The following is a 15,576-nucleotide window of genomic DNA, read 5'->3' on the forward strand; positions in this document are numbered from 1 at the left end:
GCCTTCGACTTCGCTCACGCTGAACGGTCGTTGTAACTGGGTGCTCCCTTGCCCCGTTCGGCCTGAGCGAAGTCGAAGGCCATGCCCCGACCGCCGCCCCAAACCTCAAGCCGCCGCGCAGACCGGTCCTTCGGCGCGCTTCAACGCCGCCGCGACCGCGCGTTCCAGCCCCATCAGGGTGAAGGGCTTGCGCAACACCTCATGCCCCTCGAACCCCGTCGCCTGCGCGTCACCGGCGAAGCCCGTTACGAACAGCACCGCGACATCGGGGTAGCGCGGCCGCAGGCTGGCGATCAGTTCGGGGCCGGTGTGGTGCGGCATCAGCACGTCCGACACGATCAAGCGAATACCCGGATGACGGTCTAGCAGCCCTTCGGCCTCACGCGGATCGTTGCAGGGTAGGGGATCATGCCCCAATTCGCGAAGCGCACCCATCGTCGCGGCCAGAACACGCGGATCGTCCTCGACCAGCAGGATGCGCAGGCCGTCGGTGTCCGCCGCGACCGGCTCGGGGACGGTGGCCTGGGCGACGGGCAGGATCGGGGTCCGTGCGATATGACGCGGGAAATACAGGTTGACGGTGGTGCCCGACCCCGGCGCGGTACGGATGGTGACGTCGCCCCCCATCTGCCCGACAAGCCCGAAGATCTGGCTGAGACCCAGACCCGTGCCCTTGCCGGCGGGCTTGGTGGTGAAGAAGGGTTCGAACACCCGCTCGGCGATGTCCGCCGTCATACCCGCGCCCGTATCCGCGACCGAGATCACCACATAGTCGCCGGCGCCCGCACGCGGTAGCTCGTCGGGTGCGACCCGTACCTCGGTGGTGCGGATGACCAGTTCGCCCCGCCCCTCCATCGCGTCGCGGGCGTTCACCGCCAGGTTCAGGATGGCGTTCTCCATCTGCGTGCGGTCGCCGAAGATCGCCCAGTCGCTGGTCCGATCCTCGACCGTCACCTTCACCCCGTCGCCCAGCGTCCGATCGAGCAGATCGCGCATGCCGACGACCAGCTGACGCGGCTGCAACGCCTCCGGGGTCAGCGCCTCCTCGCGGCTGAACATCAGCAGGCGGCGGGTCAGCGCGGCGGCGCGGTGCGCGCCTTCGGTCGCGCTGTCGAGATGGCGGTGCGTGTCCTCCAACGCATGGGCGCGCCGGGCGAGTTCGAGCCCGCCGAGCACAACCGCCAGCATGTTGTTGAAATCATGCGCGATCCCGCCGGTCAGCTGGCCCAGTGCATCCATCTTCTGCACTTGGCGCAGCTTGGCTTCCTGGACCTTCAGCTCCTCGGTCGCGGCCTCGACCGCGCTCGCGAGTTCCTCGGCGCGGGCGCGTTCGGCATAGGCTTCCGCACGCGCCTCGGCGCGTTCACCCTCGGCGCGGATGATCATCCAGGCGAGGAATATGCCACCGATCGCCAGCGCGACGCCGAACAGCGCCAATCCGCCGGCCAGCCGGTTGGAGCGCTCCACCGTGGCGCTCGCATCCGCGCTGCGCTGTTCCAGCAGCGTGCGCTCCCCGCCGATCAGCGCGTTGAGCGTCTGATTGATCTGGAGGAGCGCATCGGCCTGCCGCGCCGCATAATAGAGCGCATAGGCCTGCCGATCGCGGTGATAGGTGGTCGACAGCGCGATGCTGGACAGTTCGTCGCCGCGCGCATCATAGGCGGCACGCAGCCGGTCGACGAACGCCTGCTGACGCGGGTTATGGATCAGCTGGTCCAGCCGGTCGAGCTGCGCGCCGGCCAGCGCCCATTCCTCCGAATAGAGCTGGCCCAGCTTGCGGTCGCCCGAAATGACATAACGGCCGAGCGATGCTTCAGACCGGGCGATCGTGCCGGCCAGCGTCCGCGCCAGGATCATCACGTCATAGCTGCGGCTTTGCAGGTCGAGGGCGCGGTCGCGTTCGTGATTGGCGTGCCCCAGGGTGACGATCAGCAGGACGAGGGTCGCCGCGCCGGCTACTGCCATCGCGATCAGCGCAAAGGTCCGCCAGCGGCCGACCCCTCCCTGGTCCTGCTCCTCGATCACGTCCGCGACGCTATCCCAACGATCGGATAATGCAAAGTCGCAAGGGCCCCGCTTATCCGATGACGCCGACCGCCTGGCCCGCCGCCTTGAACATGCCGAGCACGGTCTGGATCTGTTCGGGCGTATGTTCGGCGCAGATCGAACAGCGCAGCAGGAACGTGCCCGCCGGGGTCGCTGGCGGTCGCGCCATGTTGACGTACAGCCCGCCGTCGAGCAGCGCCTGCCACATGATGACCGCCTGTTCCTGATCCTCCAGAATCACCGCGACGATCGCGCTGTCGCAGCTTTCGGTGCCGAGACGGAAGCCCATCTCCTTCAACCCGGCGTGGAGCGTGCGCGCGTTCGACCATAGCCGCTCGCGCTTGTCGTGCGCGGTCATCAGCTTGCGGATCGAGGTGGTCGCGGTCGCCACGACCGAGGGTGGCAGAGAGGCGGTGAAGATGTACGGACGGCACGCCAGGCGCACCGCCTCGAACTTCGGATGGTTGGACACGACGAAGCCGCCGACGGTGCCGACCGACTTGGAGAAGGTGCCGACGACGAAATCGACCTGGCCTTCCAGCCCTTGGGCCTCATACACGCCGCGCCCGTTGGGGCCGAAAAAGCCCATCGAGTGGGCCTCGTCAACCAGCACCATCGCGCCGTGCTTCTTGGCGACGGCGACCATCTCGACCAGCGGGGCGATGTCGCCCAGCATCGAATAGACGCCCTCCAGCACGACCAGCTTGGCGGGTTCCTTCGGCAGGCGGCCCAGCCGCTTGTCGAGATCCTCGACGGAGTTGTGGCGGAAGCGGACGATCTCGGCATTGCCCTGCTGGCAACCGTCATAGATGGACGCATGGCTGTCGGCGTCGAGGATGACGTACTCGCCCTTGCCCGCCAGCGTCGAGATGATGCCCAGGTTCGCCATGTATCCGGTCGAAAAGACGATCGCGCCGGTCATGCCGTAGAAATCGCGCAGCGCCTGTTCGACTTCCATATGGTCATGGAAGGTGCCGTTGAGCATCCGGCTGCCATTGGTGCCCGACCCGAACTTCTCCAGCGCCGTCTTGCCCGCCGCGATGACGTCGGCATCGAAGGTCATGCCCATGTAATTGTACGTGCCGAGCAGGATCGTATCCTTGCCCCGGATCACGGCCTCGGTGGGCGACTTCACCTGTTCCATCACGATCGCGAAGGGATCGGTGACGCCCGAATCAAGCAGCTTCTGCCGCTCGGCGATCAGGCCGTCGAACTTGGAGAGCAGGTCGCGTTCGGGGGCAACCTCCGGCGCATCGGCGGGGAGGGCGTGGGGCTGGGCAGCGGCTTCGGTCATGTCGGTGTCCGTTTGAAGGCGATCAGGCTTGCTTCAGCTTTTCGACCGCGTCGACCAGCTGGCCGACATTCTCGATCTCGGCCTGCATGTTCATCGTGATGATGATGTCGAATTCGTCCTCGATCGCGGCGACGAAATCCATCACGGTCAGGCTGTCCCACTCCAGGTCGCCCTGGAAGGTCGTCGCCTCGGACAGCTCCACGCCCTTCTTGTTGAAGGGCGCGATCTGCGCGGCGACGGTATCGAAAATGGCCTGGCGGTCGCTCATGATGATCCTTTCAGTCGGGCGCCCCGTGGCACCCAAATGCGGCGGCTTTTCGGCCGCGATATGGTGTCTGCTATAGCAAGCCGTTGGCGCGATACCACCGTGCCGTGTCCGCCAGCCCCCTGGAAAGGGCTATGGCGGGCTCCCACAGCGCCGGGTCGGGGCGCTTGGCGGGGTCGGCCGTCCAGTCGGGGTGGCAGAGATAGCCGACCCGGTCGGGAGTCAGCTTGGCACCGCTTCCGCGCAACCGGCGGTCGATCTTCGCGCCGAGGGTCAGCAGTCCCTTGGGCAGGTGCAGCGTCATCACCCGCTGTCCCACCGCCGCGCCGATCGCCGCAGCCAGTTCGGCATGGGTGAGCGCCTGGCCGTCATCGACCTCCAGCACGGCGCGAGGACCGTCACGCGCGACCAGGATCGTCAACAGCCGCGCGAAGTCCTCGACCGCGATCAGCGAGACCTTGCCCGGTGGCGGCATCAGCGCGATCCCCAGCCTGGCGGCACGGAACATGTCGCGCATCTCCATGTCGCCGGGGCCATAGATTCCGCTCGGCCGGACGATGGTCCAGTCGAGCCCGCTTTGCGTGACGATGTCCTCGGCCTGGCGTTTGGACCAGCCATAGACGGACAGATCGGGCTCGCGTGCCGACAGCGAGGAGACATGGACGAAGCGCGTGATCCCGGCCGCCTTCGCCGCCTCGACCATGGCGCACGTGCCCTCGATATTGCCCGCGACGAAGCCCGCGCGATCGGGCGCGTTCACCACGCCCGCGATATGCAGTACCGCGTCGGCCCCCTCGACCAGCGTCGCCAGGCTGTCGGGCTTGTCGAGCGCACCCGCGATCCAGGTGATGCCGGCGCGCGACGGCTGGGCGCGCCGGGTCAGCGCCCGCAAGGTCAGCCCCATGGCGGCGGCGCGGTCCACCACCGCGCGACCGACGAAGCCGGTCGCTCCCGTGACGGCAACGATCATAGCAGGGCCAGGTGGTTGCGGTGGATCAGCGCGGCGCGGGGCGCGTGACCCAATATGTCGGCCTGCTGGTCCGAGCGTGTGCCGATCAGCGACCGTGCCTCGGTCGAATCATATTCGCTGAGGCCGCGCGCGATAGTGCCGTTCGGCCCCTCCACGGTCACCAGATCGCCGCGTGCGAAATGCCCGTGGACGGCGGTGGCGCCCGCCGCGAGCAGGCTTCCGCCCTCGGCCAGCGCCCTGGCCGCGCCCACATCGACAGTAATCGCCCCTCGTGCGGTCAGGCCGCCCGCCAGCCATGCCTTGCGGGCGGGCGCGCTCTTTTCGGCGACGAAGATGGTGTGGCGGGCAGGGGTCGCCAGTGGATGGTCGATCCGCCCCGAGGCGATGGCGAGATGCGCGCCCGCACTCACCGCGATGCGTGCGGCGGCGATCTTCGACACCATGCCGCCCGATCCCATGCCCGAGGCGGAGCCGCCATCGGCCATGCCGCTGACCGCGTCGATCCGTTCGACCCGTTCGATATGGCGCGCATCCGGGTTGGTGTGCGGATTGCTATCGTACAGGCCATCGACGTCGGAGAGCAGCAACACGCCGTTCGCACCCGCCGCCTGACCAACGCGCGCGGCGAGTCGGTCATTGTCGCCGAAGCGGATTTCTTCGGTGGCGACGCTGTCATTCTCGTTGATGACCGGCACCACGCCCAGGCCCAGCAGCCGTCCGAGCGTCGCGGCGGCGTTCAGGTAGCGGCGACGATCCTCCAGATCGTCAAGCGTCACCAGCATCTGCGCGGCGGTGAGGTTTTCGGCGTGCAGTAACTCCGCCCAGGCCTGGCTGAGCGCGATCTGCCCGGTCGCGGCGGCGGCCTGCGCATCCTCCAGGCTGGCGCGGCCGCCCTTGGGTAGGCCCAAGCGACGTGCGCCGAGCGCGATTGCGCCCGAGGAGACGATCGCGATCTGCTGGCCGTTCCGCACTCGTGCGGCGATGTCGGCGACGAGACCGGTCAGCCATTCGCGGCGGACTTCGCCCTCGGGCGTGACGAGGAGGGCGGAGCCGACCTTGACGATCAGCCGGTGGCAGGTGGTGGGGGGGAAGATCATTGCGCTGTTTCTGGTGTTGATCGGCAGCGACGGTCTCTGCGAGGCGTCTTTCCCTCCCCCAACCCCTCCCGTTTACGGGAGGGGAGCGGTTGCGGGGCGAACGTCCGGCCCAGGCACGCCCCTCCCGCAAGCGGGAGGGGATGGGGGAGGGCAGGGTGTCTCACCGAGCCCACCACCCGAACCATCACGCCAGCGGCGACCACGTGATCTCGTCCTCGCCCTCGTCATTCTCCGGCACCGAATCCGGCCCTGGCCCGATCTGTTCGAGCAGCTTGTCGAGCACCCAGTCGACGCCGGTGCCCGCCGCGCCCGACAGCGGGATCACGTCCGCACCGCTCGCCTCGGCCAGTTCGGCCGACAGCGCCTCGATCAACTCGTCGTCGAGCGTGTCGATCTTGTTCAGCGCGATGATGTGCGGCTTGTCGATCAGGCCGCCGCCATAGGCTTCGAGCTCGTCGCGGACGATGCGGTAGCTTTCTGCCACGTCCGCGTCATTGGCGTCGACCAGATGGAGCAGCACGCGGCACCGCTCGATATGCCCCAGGAAGCGGTCGCCGATCCCGGCACCGTCCGCCGCGCCCTCGATCAGGCCGGGGATGTCGGCGACCACGAATTCGCGATTGTGATGCCGCACGACGCCCAGCTGCGGGCGGGTGGTGGTGAAGGCATAGGCGCCGACCTTGGCCTGCGCATTGGTCACCGCGTTGATGAAGGTCGACTTGCCCGCATTGGGCAGGCCGACAAGCCCCGCATCCGCCAGCAGCTTCAGACGCAACCAGACCCACGCCTCCTCGGACGGCCAGCCGGTGCCATGCTGGCGCGGCGCGCGGTTGGTCGAGGTCTTGTAGCTGGCATTGCCGCGTCCGCCGTCACCGCCGCGCAGGAACACCTCGCGCTGACCGACCTTGGTGAAGTCCAGCAGCACCTCTTCCTTGTCGTCGGACAGCACCTGAGTGCCGACCGGCACCTTGATGACCAGATCGTCACCGCCGCCGCCGGTGCGGTTGGAGCCCGATCCGCCATGCCCGCGCGGCGCGCGGAAATGCTGGGTATAGCGGAAATCGATCAGCGTATTGAGGCCGGCGACGGCTTCGAAGATGATATCGCCGCCCTTGCCGCCATTGCCGCCATCGGGGCCGCCATATTCGATATACTTCTCGCGCCGAAAGGAAACGGCGCCGGGGCCGCCCGCGCCGGAGCGGACGAAGATCTTGGCCTGATCGAGAAAATGCATGGTCTGCCCTTACCGCTGACCGCGCCCACTGACCAGCCCGGCCGTTTCGCGCGGACGATCGGTGGCGGGACGTGACCTTGGCGCACCGGCGTGAGGCGGGGGCGTGGCCTCCGACTTCGCTCAGGCTGAACGGTCGTTGTGCTAAGCGCCGTGTCCCAACCTCCGTTCAGCCTGAGCGCAGTCGAAGGCCACGCCCGCCCGGGTGACAAGCATCCCGGATCGTAACGCGCGGTCACACCGACGATCCGGGACCCCCCTATCAAATGCCCTCACGCCGCCAACGGCATCGCGCGATTTCGCTCGTCCTTCAGGTCCAACGCATAATGGATGCTGGGCGACAGCGTGTCCCGCCCGGCCGAGGCGCGCGCCATCCGCTGTCCCGTGGGACGGAAGCCCAGCTTGGCCAGCACCCGGCCCGAGGCGGGGTTGTCGGCGAAGTGCCAGGCGTTCAGCCGGGCGATGGGCAGGGCATGGCGCGCCGTGGCGACGACCGCGCGGCCCGCTTCGGTCGCATAGCCGCGACCCCAGGCCGCCGGTGTCAGCCAATAGCCGAGTTCGTGTCCGGTATCGCCCGCGATGATCGCGATGCCCCCGATCAGCACGGGCGCGCCGCCGCCGTCGAGCGTGGTGATCAAAAAGCGCGGCTCGGTCGCGCCGCAGGGATGGGCCAGCCAGCGCTCCGCGTCATTGATCGAATAGGGATGGGGAACACGCGCCGCCATGCGCGCGATCGCTTCGTGCCCGATGGCCTGGGCCAGCGGCGCCGCATCTTCCGGCCAGGCTGGCCGCAACAACAGTCTTTCAGTCCGCGCGAACATTACTCTGCAACTCCTCGTCGCGTCGGGCCGCCCCCTGCCACGTCGACATGACGGGATGGAGACAAGGCCCGGAAGCCGGGGAGGGAGCATGAAAAAAGGGAGCCGGGGTGACCCGTCTCCCTTTTTTGCTGGTTCCTGCGCGGAACCCGGGTCACCCTGGTGGGCAACCCGGCGCGGTTGCCCGATTATTCGGCCGCTGCGGCCAGTTCGACCGAGCAGAATTTACGGCCCAGCTTGCCCTCGTGGAACGAGACGCGGCCATCGACGAGCGCGAACAGGGTATGGTCCTTGCCCATGCCCACGTTGCGACCCGGATAGAACTTCGTCCCGCGCTGACGCACGAGGATGTTGCCGGCGACGGCTTCCTGGCCGCCGAACTTCTTCACGCCAAGGCGACGGCCGGCCGAATCACGACCGTTACGCGACGAACCGCCTGCTTTCTTATGTGCCATTGCGAACTACTCCTGGATTTCGTTGGGTGGCGCGTCTGAAAAATCAGGCGCCGACCGACACGATCTTCAGGATCGTGTGCTGCTGACGGTGGCCGTTGCGACGGCGGTAATTGTGGCGGCGGCGCTTCTTGAACACGATGACCTTGTCGGCCTTCGCCTGAGCGATGATCTCGGCGGCGACCGTGATGCCGTCGACGGCCTTCAGCTCCGAGCCTTCGCCCGCCAGCAGAACGTCACCCAGCGTCACCGACGCGCCGGCTTCGCCCTCGATCTTCTCGACGACGATCTTATCTCCGGCGGCGACGCGATACTGCTTGCCGCCCGTGCGCACGACTGCGAACATGGCTGTTATCACTTCCCAAATGCATGGCTCCCGCCCAGGCATGCCCGTCGGGAAAGAAGGGTCAGCTAGGCAAAGGTGGCCGGATTGTCAACCAAGGATTGCAGGCGACGACCGGAAAGCCGGCCCGCGTCGGATCCCCGTAGCGGATCAATGCCGGTGTTCGCGCCGTAACAGGTACCGACCATCCTCATAGCCGGTGAACAGGCCGGCCAGGGCGGGGTGGTCGATCGGCTCGTCGCTGTCGTCGTGCAGCAGATTCTGCTGGCTGACATAGGCGACATAGCTCGATTCGGCATTCTCCGCGAGCAGGTGGTAGAAGGGCTGGTCCTTGGCCGGGCGAATCTGTTCGGGAATCGCGTCATACCATTCGTCACTATTGGCGAAGACGGGATCGACGTCGAAGATCACGCCGCGAATGTCGAACATGCGGTGCCGCACGACATCGCCGATCGCGAATCGCGCGCTCGCGACGATGGGCGCCTCCATGTCGAAGCGCGAGGTGAGGGGCGGCATGTCGATAGCGTCCATGCCCAATGATTTAATGCGTTTGTCGCGTCGCACAAGTTTAGGTGCTTGCATTGCCGAAAAAGCTGATCTAGGAGCGCGCCTCCAATCGATCAGCCCCAGCGGTTTTCCACCGCTCGGATCGTCCTCGCGGAGAGGTGGCAGAGTGGTCGAATGCACCGCACTCGAAATGCGGCGTGCCGGCAACGGTACCGAGGGTTCGAATCCCTCCCTCTCCGCCATATCTCGTATCTACGGGATGCCATCCAGGACGACGATCACGAAATCATATACAGCTATGCTCTCCCATCGGCGTCCGTACATCGCGCTTCGTTGCCCAGCGGCAATGAAGCCGACGTTTCACGGTATCTGCCCTGTCCGCACCCGATGGGCATGCCGCGGGGGCAGGGTTGTCGATCCGCCGGGCATCGTGCAATAGCATTTCCGGGTGCTCGCGACATCGCGGATGCGGGCAGGTTCTAACGTTGGTCGGGCCGCCAGCGCGGAACCCTGTTGCCTGGAGCTTCGGCTTGCCCGTGCAGATCCTATCGCCCTTCGCCATGCGCCCCCGGTTGCGGATGTCGCCGCACCGGATTGAACCGCGTGCGCCCGCCGGGTGTTGGGCAAGCGCGGTCCTGGCCGAAACTTGCCGGGCGGGCCGATCCCGGCATGTAATTCGGCACGGCGCGTAAAGGGGGGATACGGGTGTTTCTGCTGGCCCTGACAATTTTGCCGTTCGTCGCGGTCCTGCTGCTGGTCGCGATGCGTCGGGCGTCGCGCGGCGTGCATATGCTGATCGCGGGCGGTGCCAGCGCCGGCGGCCTGGCCTTGCTGCTGTCGCAGGCCGGGGCGGCGCTGTCGGGGCCGACGCCGGCCGTCAGGATCGCGTGGCTGCCGGTGCTCGGTCTTGACCTCAGCCTATGGCTCGACCCGCTAGCGCTGCTGTTCGCCGGGCTGATCCTGGGTATCGGGTTGCTGGTCGTGGTCTATGCGCAAGGCTATCTGGCGAAGAGCGAGCCGACCGCGCGGTTCCTGTCCTTCCTGATGCTGTTCCAGGGCGCGATGGTCGGCATCGCCCTGTCGAGCAACGTGCTGTTAATGCTGGTGTTCTGGGAAATGACCAGCCTGGCGTCCTTCCTGCTGATCGGCTTCTGGCGCGACCGGGCCGAGGCGCGGCAGGGCGCGCGGATGGCCCTGACGATCACCGGCGGCGGCGGGCTGGCGCTGATCGCGGGCATGGTCCTGCTGGGCAAGGCGGCGGGCAGCTATGACCTGGCGACGATCCTGGCGCGCGCCGATCTGGTCCAGGCGTCACCGCTCTATCCCGCGATCCTGATCCTGATCCTGGCGGGGGCGTTCACCAAGTCTGCGCAGTTCCCGTTCCACTTCTGGCTGCCGCATGCCATGGCCGCACCGACGCCGGTCAGCGCCTATCTCCATTCGGCGACGATGGTGAAGGCGGGCGTGTTCCTGCTCGCCCGGCTCTGGCCCGTGCTGGCGGGGACCGATCTGTGGTTCGGCATCGTCGCGCCCATTGGGCTGCTGACGATGCTGTTCGGCGCGGGCGTCGCGCTGTTTCGGTACGATCTCAAGGCGATCCTGGCCTATTCGACGATCAGCCAGCTGGGCCTGATGGTCATGCTGCTCGGCTTCGGCACGGGTGCGGCGGTTGTCGCCGCCATCTTCCACATCCTCAACCATGCCGCGTTCAAGGCGGCGCTGTTCATGCATGCGGGCATCGTCGATCACGAGACGGGCACGCGCGACATCCGGCGGCTGGGCGGGCTGGCTGCGATCATGCCGCTGACCGCGACGCTCGGCGTACTGGCCGCCGCCGCGATGGCGGGTCTGCCGCCCTTGGGCGGGTTCATCTCGAAGGAGATGATGCTGGAGCAGAGCGCGCATACCCCGCTTGCCGGACAGGCGCTGCTGGTGCCGGCGCTGGCGACTATCGCCGCGATGCTCTCGGCCGCCTATTCGCTGCGCTACGCCGTGGCGCTCCATTTCGGTGCGCGGCGCACCGGCGATGTCGCCGCGCCGCACGATCCGGGTGCCATCCTCCTCGGTCCGCCGGCCATTCTGGGGGCGATCGCGCTGGCACTGGGACTGGCGCCCATGACGCTGGCCGGCCCGCTGGTCGCGGCGGCCCGCACGGCGGTGACGGGCGGCACACAGCCCGAATTGCACCTCGCCTTGTGGCATGGGGTCAATCCGGCGTTGCTCATGAGCCTGGGGGCGGTGGCGGTCGCGATCCTGCTGCTGTGGCGCTATGCCGGGGTGGAGCGGGCGGTGGCCCGGCTCGCCCTGCCCGATGCCAAGGCCCTGTTCGATCGCGGCATGGCGGCGACCGTCAATGGCCTGCGCGATGTCTCGGAACGCCTGCATGTCGCGTCGCTGCAACGGTATCTCGTCCTGCTGTTCGTCGTCGTGCTGGCGCTGGCGCTCGACGCGGCCGCGCGTTTCGGGATCGCCGCCGGTTCGGCCGCGACCACGCCCGCATCGCCGGTCGCGGTGGTCGCCTGGGCCGCGCTGATCGTCGCGACGCTGGCGGTGCTGGCGGTGGACCGGCGCCGCTATCTCGCGCTGATCTTCATCAGCGTCATCGGCCTCGTCATGGCGCTGGCCTTCATCCATTTGTCCGCCCCCGACCTGGCGCTGACCCAGATCGCGGTCGAGGTCGTGACGATCCTGTTGATGCTGCTGGCGCTCCACCTGCTGCCCGGTCATCCGCCGCGCCTGTCGACATTGCCCCGGCGGATGCGCGACGCGGTGATCGCGGCACTGGGTGGGATCGGCACCGGTTGGCTGGCCTGGACGGTGATGACGCGGCCGGTGCGCGAGGGCATATCGCGGTTCCATTGGGACAACAGCTATTCGGGCGGTGGCGGCACCAATGTCGTCAACGTCATCCTGGTCGATTTTCGCGCCTTCGACACATTGGGGGAGATCACGGTCCTGGGCATCGCGGGGCTGGCCATATTCGCGCTCCTCGAACCCGCCGCGACGGGAGTCGCCGGCCAGCGACTGCGCGAGTGGCGATCGCAGGACCGTTTCTCGCCCGAGCGTCATCCGATGATGTTCGTCATGGCGACGCGACTGCTGCTGCCGCTGGCGCTGCTGGTCGGGATGTATATCTTCCTGCGCGGGCACAACCAGCCGGGCGGGGGGTTCATCGCGGCGCTGGTCTTCTCCATCGCGGTCCTGCTGCAATATCTGGCGTCCGGCTTCGACTGGACGGACGCGCGGCGCAAGTTCGGCGAGCATCAACTGATCGGGTTCGGCGTGTTGATCGCGGTGGCGACGGGGCTGGGCGCGCTGCTGTTCGATGCGCCCTTCCTGACCAGCAGCTTCGGCTATTTCCATCTGCCGCTGGTCGGTGAGTTCGAGCTTGCCACCGCGATGCTGTTCGATCTGGGCGTCGCCTGTGTCGTGGTGGGGGCGGTGATGATGGCGCTCGCGCAGTTGGCCCATGTCGCGCAGCGGGCGGCGAAGCGCGACGGAGGGGACACGGCATGAGTCTGGAATTCCTGGTCGCCTCCGCCATCGCAATGCTGGTGGCGGGCGGCATCTATCTGGCCTTGCGCGGACGGACATTTCAGGTCGTGCTGGGGCTCACGCTCTTGTCCTATGCCGTCAACCTGTTCCTCTTCGCGATCGGGCGGCTGATCGTCGACCGGCCCCCGCTTTATGCCAAGGATGTGACCCAACATGCCGATCCGCTGCCCCAGGCGCTGGTCCTGACCGCGATCGTGATCACCTTCGGCATGACCGCCATGACCGTCATCCTGTCGTTGCGCAGTTACCTGGAAAGCGGAACGGATCAGGTCGACGGCCGGGCCGGACCGGATGGGGAGGACCGGGCATGACCCTGCTCGACCATCTGCCCGTCGCGCCGATCATCATACCGGCCGTGATCGCACCCGTGACGATGATGCTCATGCGACGGCATCGCCCCCTGGCGCTGGGGCTGTCGCTGGGCGGTGGCGTCGCGATGCTGGTCGTGGCGATCGCCCTGTTCGTAACGGTGCAGGACGACGCGATCCGCAGCTATGCCCTGGGCGCCTGGCGCGCTCCGTTCGGCATCGTCCTGATGCTCGACCGCCTGTCGGCGACGATGCTGGTGCTGGCGGCGGTGCTGGGCCTGGTGGTGGTGTTCCATGCCGTCGTCACGGGCGCGGACCGGCGCGGCTGGCATTTCCATCCGCTGTTCCACTTCCAGCTGATGGGCCTGAACGGCGCGTTCCTGACCGGCGACCTGTTCAACCTGTTCGTCTTTTTCGAGGTGCTGCTGATCGCCTCCTATGGCCTGATGCTGCACGGGCAGGGCGCGCTGCGGCTCAAGGCGGGGGTGGCCTATGTCGTGGTCAATATCGTCGGGTCGGCGCTGTTCCTGATCGCGCTGGGGCTTCTCTACGGACTGACCGGCACGCTCAACATGGCCGATCTGGCGGTCGAGGTCGCCGCGCTGGGCGCGGCCGATCAGGGGCTGTTGCGCATCGCCGCGCTGCTGCTGATGGCGGTGTTCGCGCTGAAGGCGGCGGTGGTGCCGGTCCATCTCTGGCTGCCGCGCACCTATGGCGCGACGATGCCGGTCGTGGCCGCGCTGTTCGCGATCATGACCAAGGTCGGCGTCTATGCGATGATCCGTACCGTACCGCTGATTTTCGGCGCTGGGGCGGGGGCGGCGGCCTGGGTGCCCGCGCCCTATCTGCTGCCCGCCGCGATCCTGGGCGCCGCGATCGGCTTTGTCGGGGTGCTGACCGTGCGCGGCATGCGCGAACAGGCCGCCTTCGCGGTGCTCGCCTCCACCGGCACGTTGTTGATGGCGGTCTCGTTCTGGCGCGAGGCGACGCTGGCGGCCGCGCTCTATTATATGGTGCAGGCGACGCTGGCGGGGGCCGCGCTGTTCCTGGTCGCCGATGTGACGATGCGCCGTCGCGGCCAATATGCCGACACCATCGTGCCGAGCCCGCGTTTTGCCGGGCAGGACGTGGCGGGCCTGCTCTACCTGACCGCCGCGATCGCGGCCGTGGGCCTGCCGCCGCTGGCGGGTTTCGTCGGCAAGCTGCTGATCCTGGATGCCAGCTTCGCGCTGCCGGGATGGCAGGCGGTCTGGACGACGATCCTCGTCACCACGCTGATCGGCGTCGTCGGCTTCTCGCGCAGCGGATCCTCGCTGTTCTGGAAGGCGACCCCGCCGGATGCCGCCGTCATCACGGGCACGACCCGTTCACGTGCCGAGTTCGTCGCGCCGGTCGCGCTGCTGCTCATGCTGGCGATGCTGACCATCGGGGCGGGCTGGGTCACGGCTCAGACCCGCGCCACCGCCGCGCAGGTCATGGCGCCCGGCCGATATGTCACTGCGATCCTGGGGGGAGGGCGATGAAACGGTTCCTGCCGCATCCGGCGCTGTCGGCGATGCTGTTGATCGTCTGGCTGTTGATGGCGAACCACATCACCATGGGCGGCATCGTCCTGGGCGGCGTCTTGGCGCTGATCCTGCCCAAATTCACCCAGCCCTTCTGGCCCGACCGTCCCCGGATGCGCTTCGGTCGCGCCTTTCTGGGCTATCTGGCGATCGTATTGATCGACATCGTCGTCGCCAATTTCGAGGTCGCCAAGCTGATCCTGTTCCGCCGCAACCGCGACCTGCGCGCGCGCTGGCTGGTCGTGCCGATCGCGCTGACCACGCCGGAGGCGATCACCCTCCTGGCGGGCACGATCAGCCTGACGCCGGGCACGGTGTCGTCGGATGTGTCGGCCGATGGCCGTTTCCTCCTGGTCCACGCGCTCGACGTCGCGGATGAGGCGGCGGAGATCGCCCGGATCAAGTCGCGCTACGAAGCGCGCCTGCAACGGATTTTCGCATGATCGGGATCGCCCTTCACGTTGCGTCGGGATGCGTCGCGCTTGCCCTGATCCTGAACGCCTGGCGCCTGTTGCGGGGGCCCGCACTGGGCGACCGGATCGTCGCGCTCGACACGATGGTCATCAACGCCATCGCGCTGATCATCCTGATCGGTATGATCGGTGGCAATGACACCTATTTCGAAGCGGCCCTGCTCCTCGCCATGGTCGGGTTCGTCAGCACCATCGCCTATTGCAAGTTCATCCTGCGGGGGGACATCGTCGAATGAGCGTCATCGCCGACATCGCCATCGCCGCGCTGTTGATCCTGGGCGGGGGCTTCGCCCTGATCGGCAGCTGGGGACTGGTCCGCCTGCCGACGACCATGGAGCGGCTGCATGGCCCGACCAAGGCGACCACCTTGGGGCTGGGCGCGCTGCTGTTGGCCTCCGTCGTCTATTTCCAGACGCGGCTGGGCGTCTGGACCGCGCATGAGCTGCTGATCTCGCTGTTCCTGTTCATCACCGCGCCGATCTCGGCGAACATGATCGCCAAGGTCCATCTGCACCGCGCCCGGGTCGGCGCCATTCGCGAGGATGACGGCATCGCCGGAGCCCCACCACGGCCAAGCGAGGACGGCGACTGGGCGACGTTCGAGGCACCCAGGCGCAACACGCCCGCCTCGACGGCCAGCGACTGACACTCC

At 67.5% G+C, this 15,576-nt stretch carries 16 protein-coding genes and 1 tRNA gene; 7 read left to right on the plus strand and 10 right to left on the minus strand.

Features of this window, described 5'->3' with window-relative positions; genetic code table 11:
* Window positions 1-105: 105 nt before the first annotated feature.
* The 10 genes from ACQKJZ_RS06980 to hspQ form a co-directional block, all read right to left on the minus strand.
* Entirely contained in the window at window positions 106-1,965 is a 1,860-nt protein-coding gene (locus ACQKJZ_RS06980; RefSeq protein ID WP_427730519.1) for an ATP-binding protein, read from the minus strand.
* Window positions 1,966-2,077: 112 nt separating this feature from the next.
* Window positions 2,078-3,340 (minus strand): serine palmitoyltransferase, encoded by a 1,263-nt coding sequence (spt, locus tag ACQKJZ_RS06985; RefSeq protein ID WP_427730501.1) that lies wholly within the window; start codon window positions 3,338-3,340, stop codon window positions 2,078-2,080.
* A gap of 22 nt (window positions 3,341-3,362) precedes the next feature.
* Window positions 3,363-3,608, minus strand: coding sequence for an acyl carrier protein (locus ACQKJZ_RS06990; protein ID WP_312489525.1), 246 nt, complete (start codon window positions 3,606-3,608; stop codon window positions 3,363-3,365).
* 70 nt (window positions 3,609-3,678) lie between these two features.
* Complete coding sequence (locus ACQKJZ_RS06995; protein ID WP_427730502.1) at window positions 3,679-4,575, minus strand: SDR family oxidoreductase; 897 nt, start codon at window positions 4,573-4,575, stop codon at window positions 3,679-3,681.
* Entirely contained in the window at window positions 4,572-5,672 is a 1,101-nt protein-coding gene (gene proB / locus ACQKJZ_RS07000) for a glutamate 5-kinase (RefSeq protein ID WP_427730503.1), read from the minus strand. The genes ACQKJZ_RS06995 and proB overlap by 4 nt, the downstream gene beginning before the upstream one ends.
* Window positions 5,673-5,856: 184 nt before the next feature.
* Window positions 5,857-6,906: a GTPase ObgE gene (gene obgE, locus ACQKJZ_RS07005; RefSeq protein ID WP_427730504.1), complete on the minus strand. Its 1,050-nt coding sequence runs from the start codon at window positions 6,904-6,906 to the stop codon at window positions 5,857-5,859.
* Window positions 6,907-7,175: 269 nt separating this feature from the next.
* A complete protein-coding gene (locus ACQKJZ_RS07010) occupies window positions 7,176-7,724 on the minus strand; it encodes a GNAT family N-acetyltransferase (RefSeq protein WP_427730505.1) in 549 nt (182 codons plus the stop codon).
* A 185-nt stretch (window positions 7,725-7,909) separates the two neighbouring features.
* Window positions 7,910-8,176, minus strand: coding sequence for a 50S ribosomal protein L27 (rpmA, locus tag ACQKJZ_RS07015; protein WP_037568911.1), 267 nt, complete (start codon window positions 8,174-8,176; stop codon window positions 7,910-7,912).
* Between the two features lie 43 nt (window positions 8,177-8,219).
* Window positions 8,220-8,519 (minus strand): 50S ribosomal protein L21, encoded by a 300-nt coding sequence (gene rplU / locus ACQKJZ_RS07020; protein ID WP_007405484.1) that lies wholly within the window; start codon window positions 8,517-8,519, stop codon window positions 8,220-8,222.
* A 147-nt stretch (window positions 8,520-8,666) separates the two neighbouring features.
* Window positions 8,667-9,032, minus strand: coding sequence for a heat shock protein HspQ (gene hspQ, locus ACQKJZ_RS07025; protein WP_312489530.1), 366 nt, complete (start codon window positions 9,030-9,032; stop codon window positions 8,667-8,669).
* A 143-nt stretch (window positions 9,033-9,175) separates the two neighbouring features.
* Here hspQ and ACQKJZ_RS07030 point away from each other — a divergent pair.
* From ACQKJZ_RS07030 to ACQKJZ_RS07060, 7 genes are all read left to right on the plus strand, one after another.
* A tRNA-Ser gene (locus ACQKJZ_RS07030) sits at window positions 9,176-9,265 on the plus strand.
* 463 nt (window positions 9,266-9,728) lie between these two features.
* The gene (locus ACQKJZ_RS07035) at window positions 9,729-12,539 is read left to right on the plus strand and encodes a monovalent cation/H+ antiporter subunit A (RefSeq protein WP_427730506.1); all 2,811 of its coding nucleotides are present in this window, start codon (window positions 9,729-9,731) and stop codon (window positions 12,537-12,539) included.
* The gene (locus tag ACQKJZ_RS07040) at window positions 12,536-12,889 is read left to right on the plus strand and encodes a Na+/H+ antiporter subunit C (protein ID WP_427730507.1); all 354 of its coding nucleotides are present in this window, start codon (window positions 12,536-12,538) and stop codon (window positions 12,887-12,889) included. The genes ACQKJZ_RS07035 and ACQKJZ_RS07040 overlap by 4 nt, the downstream gene beginning before the upstream one ends.
* Entirely contained in the window at window positions 12,886-14,409 is a 1,524-nt protein-coding gene (locus tag ACQKJZ_RS07045) for a monovalent cation/H+ antiporter subunit D (protein ID WP_427730508.1), read from the plus strand. Before ACQKJZ_RS07040 ends, ACQKJZ_RS07045 begins: the two co-directional genes overlap by 4 nt.
* The gene (locus tag ACQKJZ_RS07050; protein WP_427730509.1) at window positions 14,406-14,894 is read left to right on the plus strand and encodes a Na+/H+ antiporter subunit E; all 489 of its coding nucleotides are present in this window, start codon (window positions 14,406-14,408) and stop codon (window positions 14,892-14,894) included. Before ACQKJZ_RS07045 ends, ACQKJZ_RS07050 begins: the two co-directional genes overlap by 4 nt.
* Complete coding sequence (locus tag ACQKJZ_RS07055) at window positions 14,891-15,160, plus strand: K+/H+ antiporter subunit F (RefSeq protein ID WP_312489235.1); 270 nt, start codon at window positions 14,891-14,893, stop codon at window positions 15,158-15,160. The genes ACQKJZ_RS07050 and ACQKJZ_RS07055 overlap by 4 nt, the downstream gene beginning before the upstream one ends.
* Entirely contained in the window at window positions 15,157-15,570 is a 414-nt protein-coding gene (locus ACQKJZ_RS07060; protein WP_427730510.1) for a Na+/H+ antiporter subunit G, read from the plus strand. The genes ACQKJZ_RS07055 and ACQKJZ_RS07060 overlap by 4 nt, the downstream gene beginning before the upstream one ends.
* Window positions 15,571-15,576 lie beyond the last annotated feature (6 nt).

This window comes from Sphingomonas sp. NPDC019816 (assembly GCF_050274375.1).
GTDB lineage: Bacteria > Pseudomonadota > Alphaproteobacteria > Sphingomonadales > Sphingomonadaceae > Sphingomonas.

Coding starts and splice junctions, on each gene's coding strand:
- ACQKJZ_RS06980 (WP_427730519.1), bottom strand. CDS start 1,965: ATGGCAGTAGCCGGCGCGGCGACCCTCGTCCTGCTGATCGTCACCCTG.
- ACQKJZ_RS07045 (WP_427730508.1), top strand. CDS start 12,886: ATGACCCTGCTCGACCATCTGCCCGTCGCGCCGATCATCATACCGGCC.
- ACQKJZ_RS07060 (WP_427730510.1), top strand. CDS start 15,157: ATGAGCGTCATCGCCGACATCGCCATCGCCGCGCTGTTGATCCTGGGC.
- proB (WP_427730503.1), bottom strand. CDS start 5,672: ATGATCTTCCCCCCCACCACCTGCCACCGGCTGATCGTCAAGGTCGGC.
- rpmA (WP_037568911.1), bottom strand. CDS start 8,176: ATGGCACATAAGAAAGCAGGCGGTTCGTCGCGTAACGGTCGTGATTCG.
- ACQKJZ_RS07010 (WP_427730505.1), bottom strand. CDS start 7,724: ATGTTCGCGCGGACTGAAAGACTGTTGTTGCGGCCAGCCTGGCCGGAA.
- ACQKJZ_RS07040 (WP_427730507.1), top strand. CDS start 12,536: ATGAGTCTGGAATTCCTGGTCGCCTCCGCCATCGCAATGCTGGTGGCG.
- obgE (WP_427730504.1), bottom strand. CDS start 6,906: ATGCATTTTCTCGATCAGGCCAAGATCTTCGTCCGCTCCGGCGCGGGC.
- ACQKJZ_RS07055 (WP_312489235.1), top strand. CDS start 14,891: ATGATCGGGATCGCCCTTCACGTTGCGTCGGGATGCGTCGCGCTTGCC.
- ACQKJZ_RS06995 (WP_427730502.1), bottom strand. CDS start 4,575: ATGATCGTTGCCGTCACGGGAGCGACCGGCTTCGTCGGTCGCGCGGTG.
- ACQKJZ_RS07050 (WP_427730509.1), top strand. CDS start 14,406: ATGAAACGGTTCCTGCCGCATCCGGCGCTGTCGGCGATGCTGTTGATC.
- hspQ (WP_312489530.1), bottom strand. CDS start 9,032: ATGCCGCCCCTCACCTCGCGCTTCGACATGGAGGCGCCCATCGTCGCG.
- rplU (WP_007405484.1), bottom strand. CDS start 8,519: ATGTTCGCAGTCGTGCGCACGGGCGGCAAGCAGTATCGCGTCGCCGCC.
- spt (WP_427730501.1), bottom strand. CDS start 3,340: ATGACCGAAGCCGCTGCCCAGCCCCACGCCCTCCCCGCCGATGCGCCG.
- ACQKJZ_RS06990 (WP_312489525.1), bottom strand. CDS start 3,608: ATGAGCGACCGCCAGGCCATTTTCGATACCGTCGCCGCGCAGATCGCG.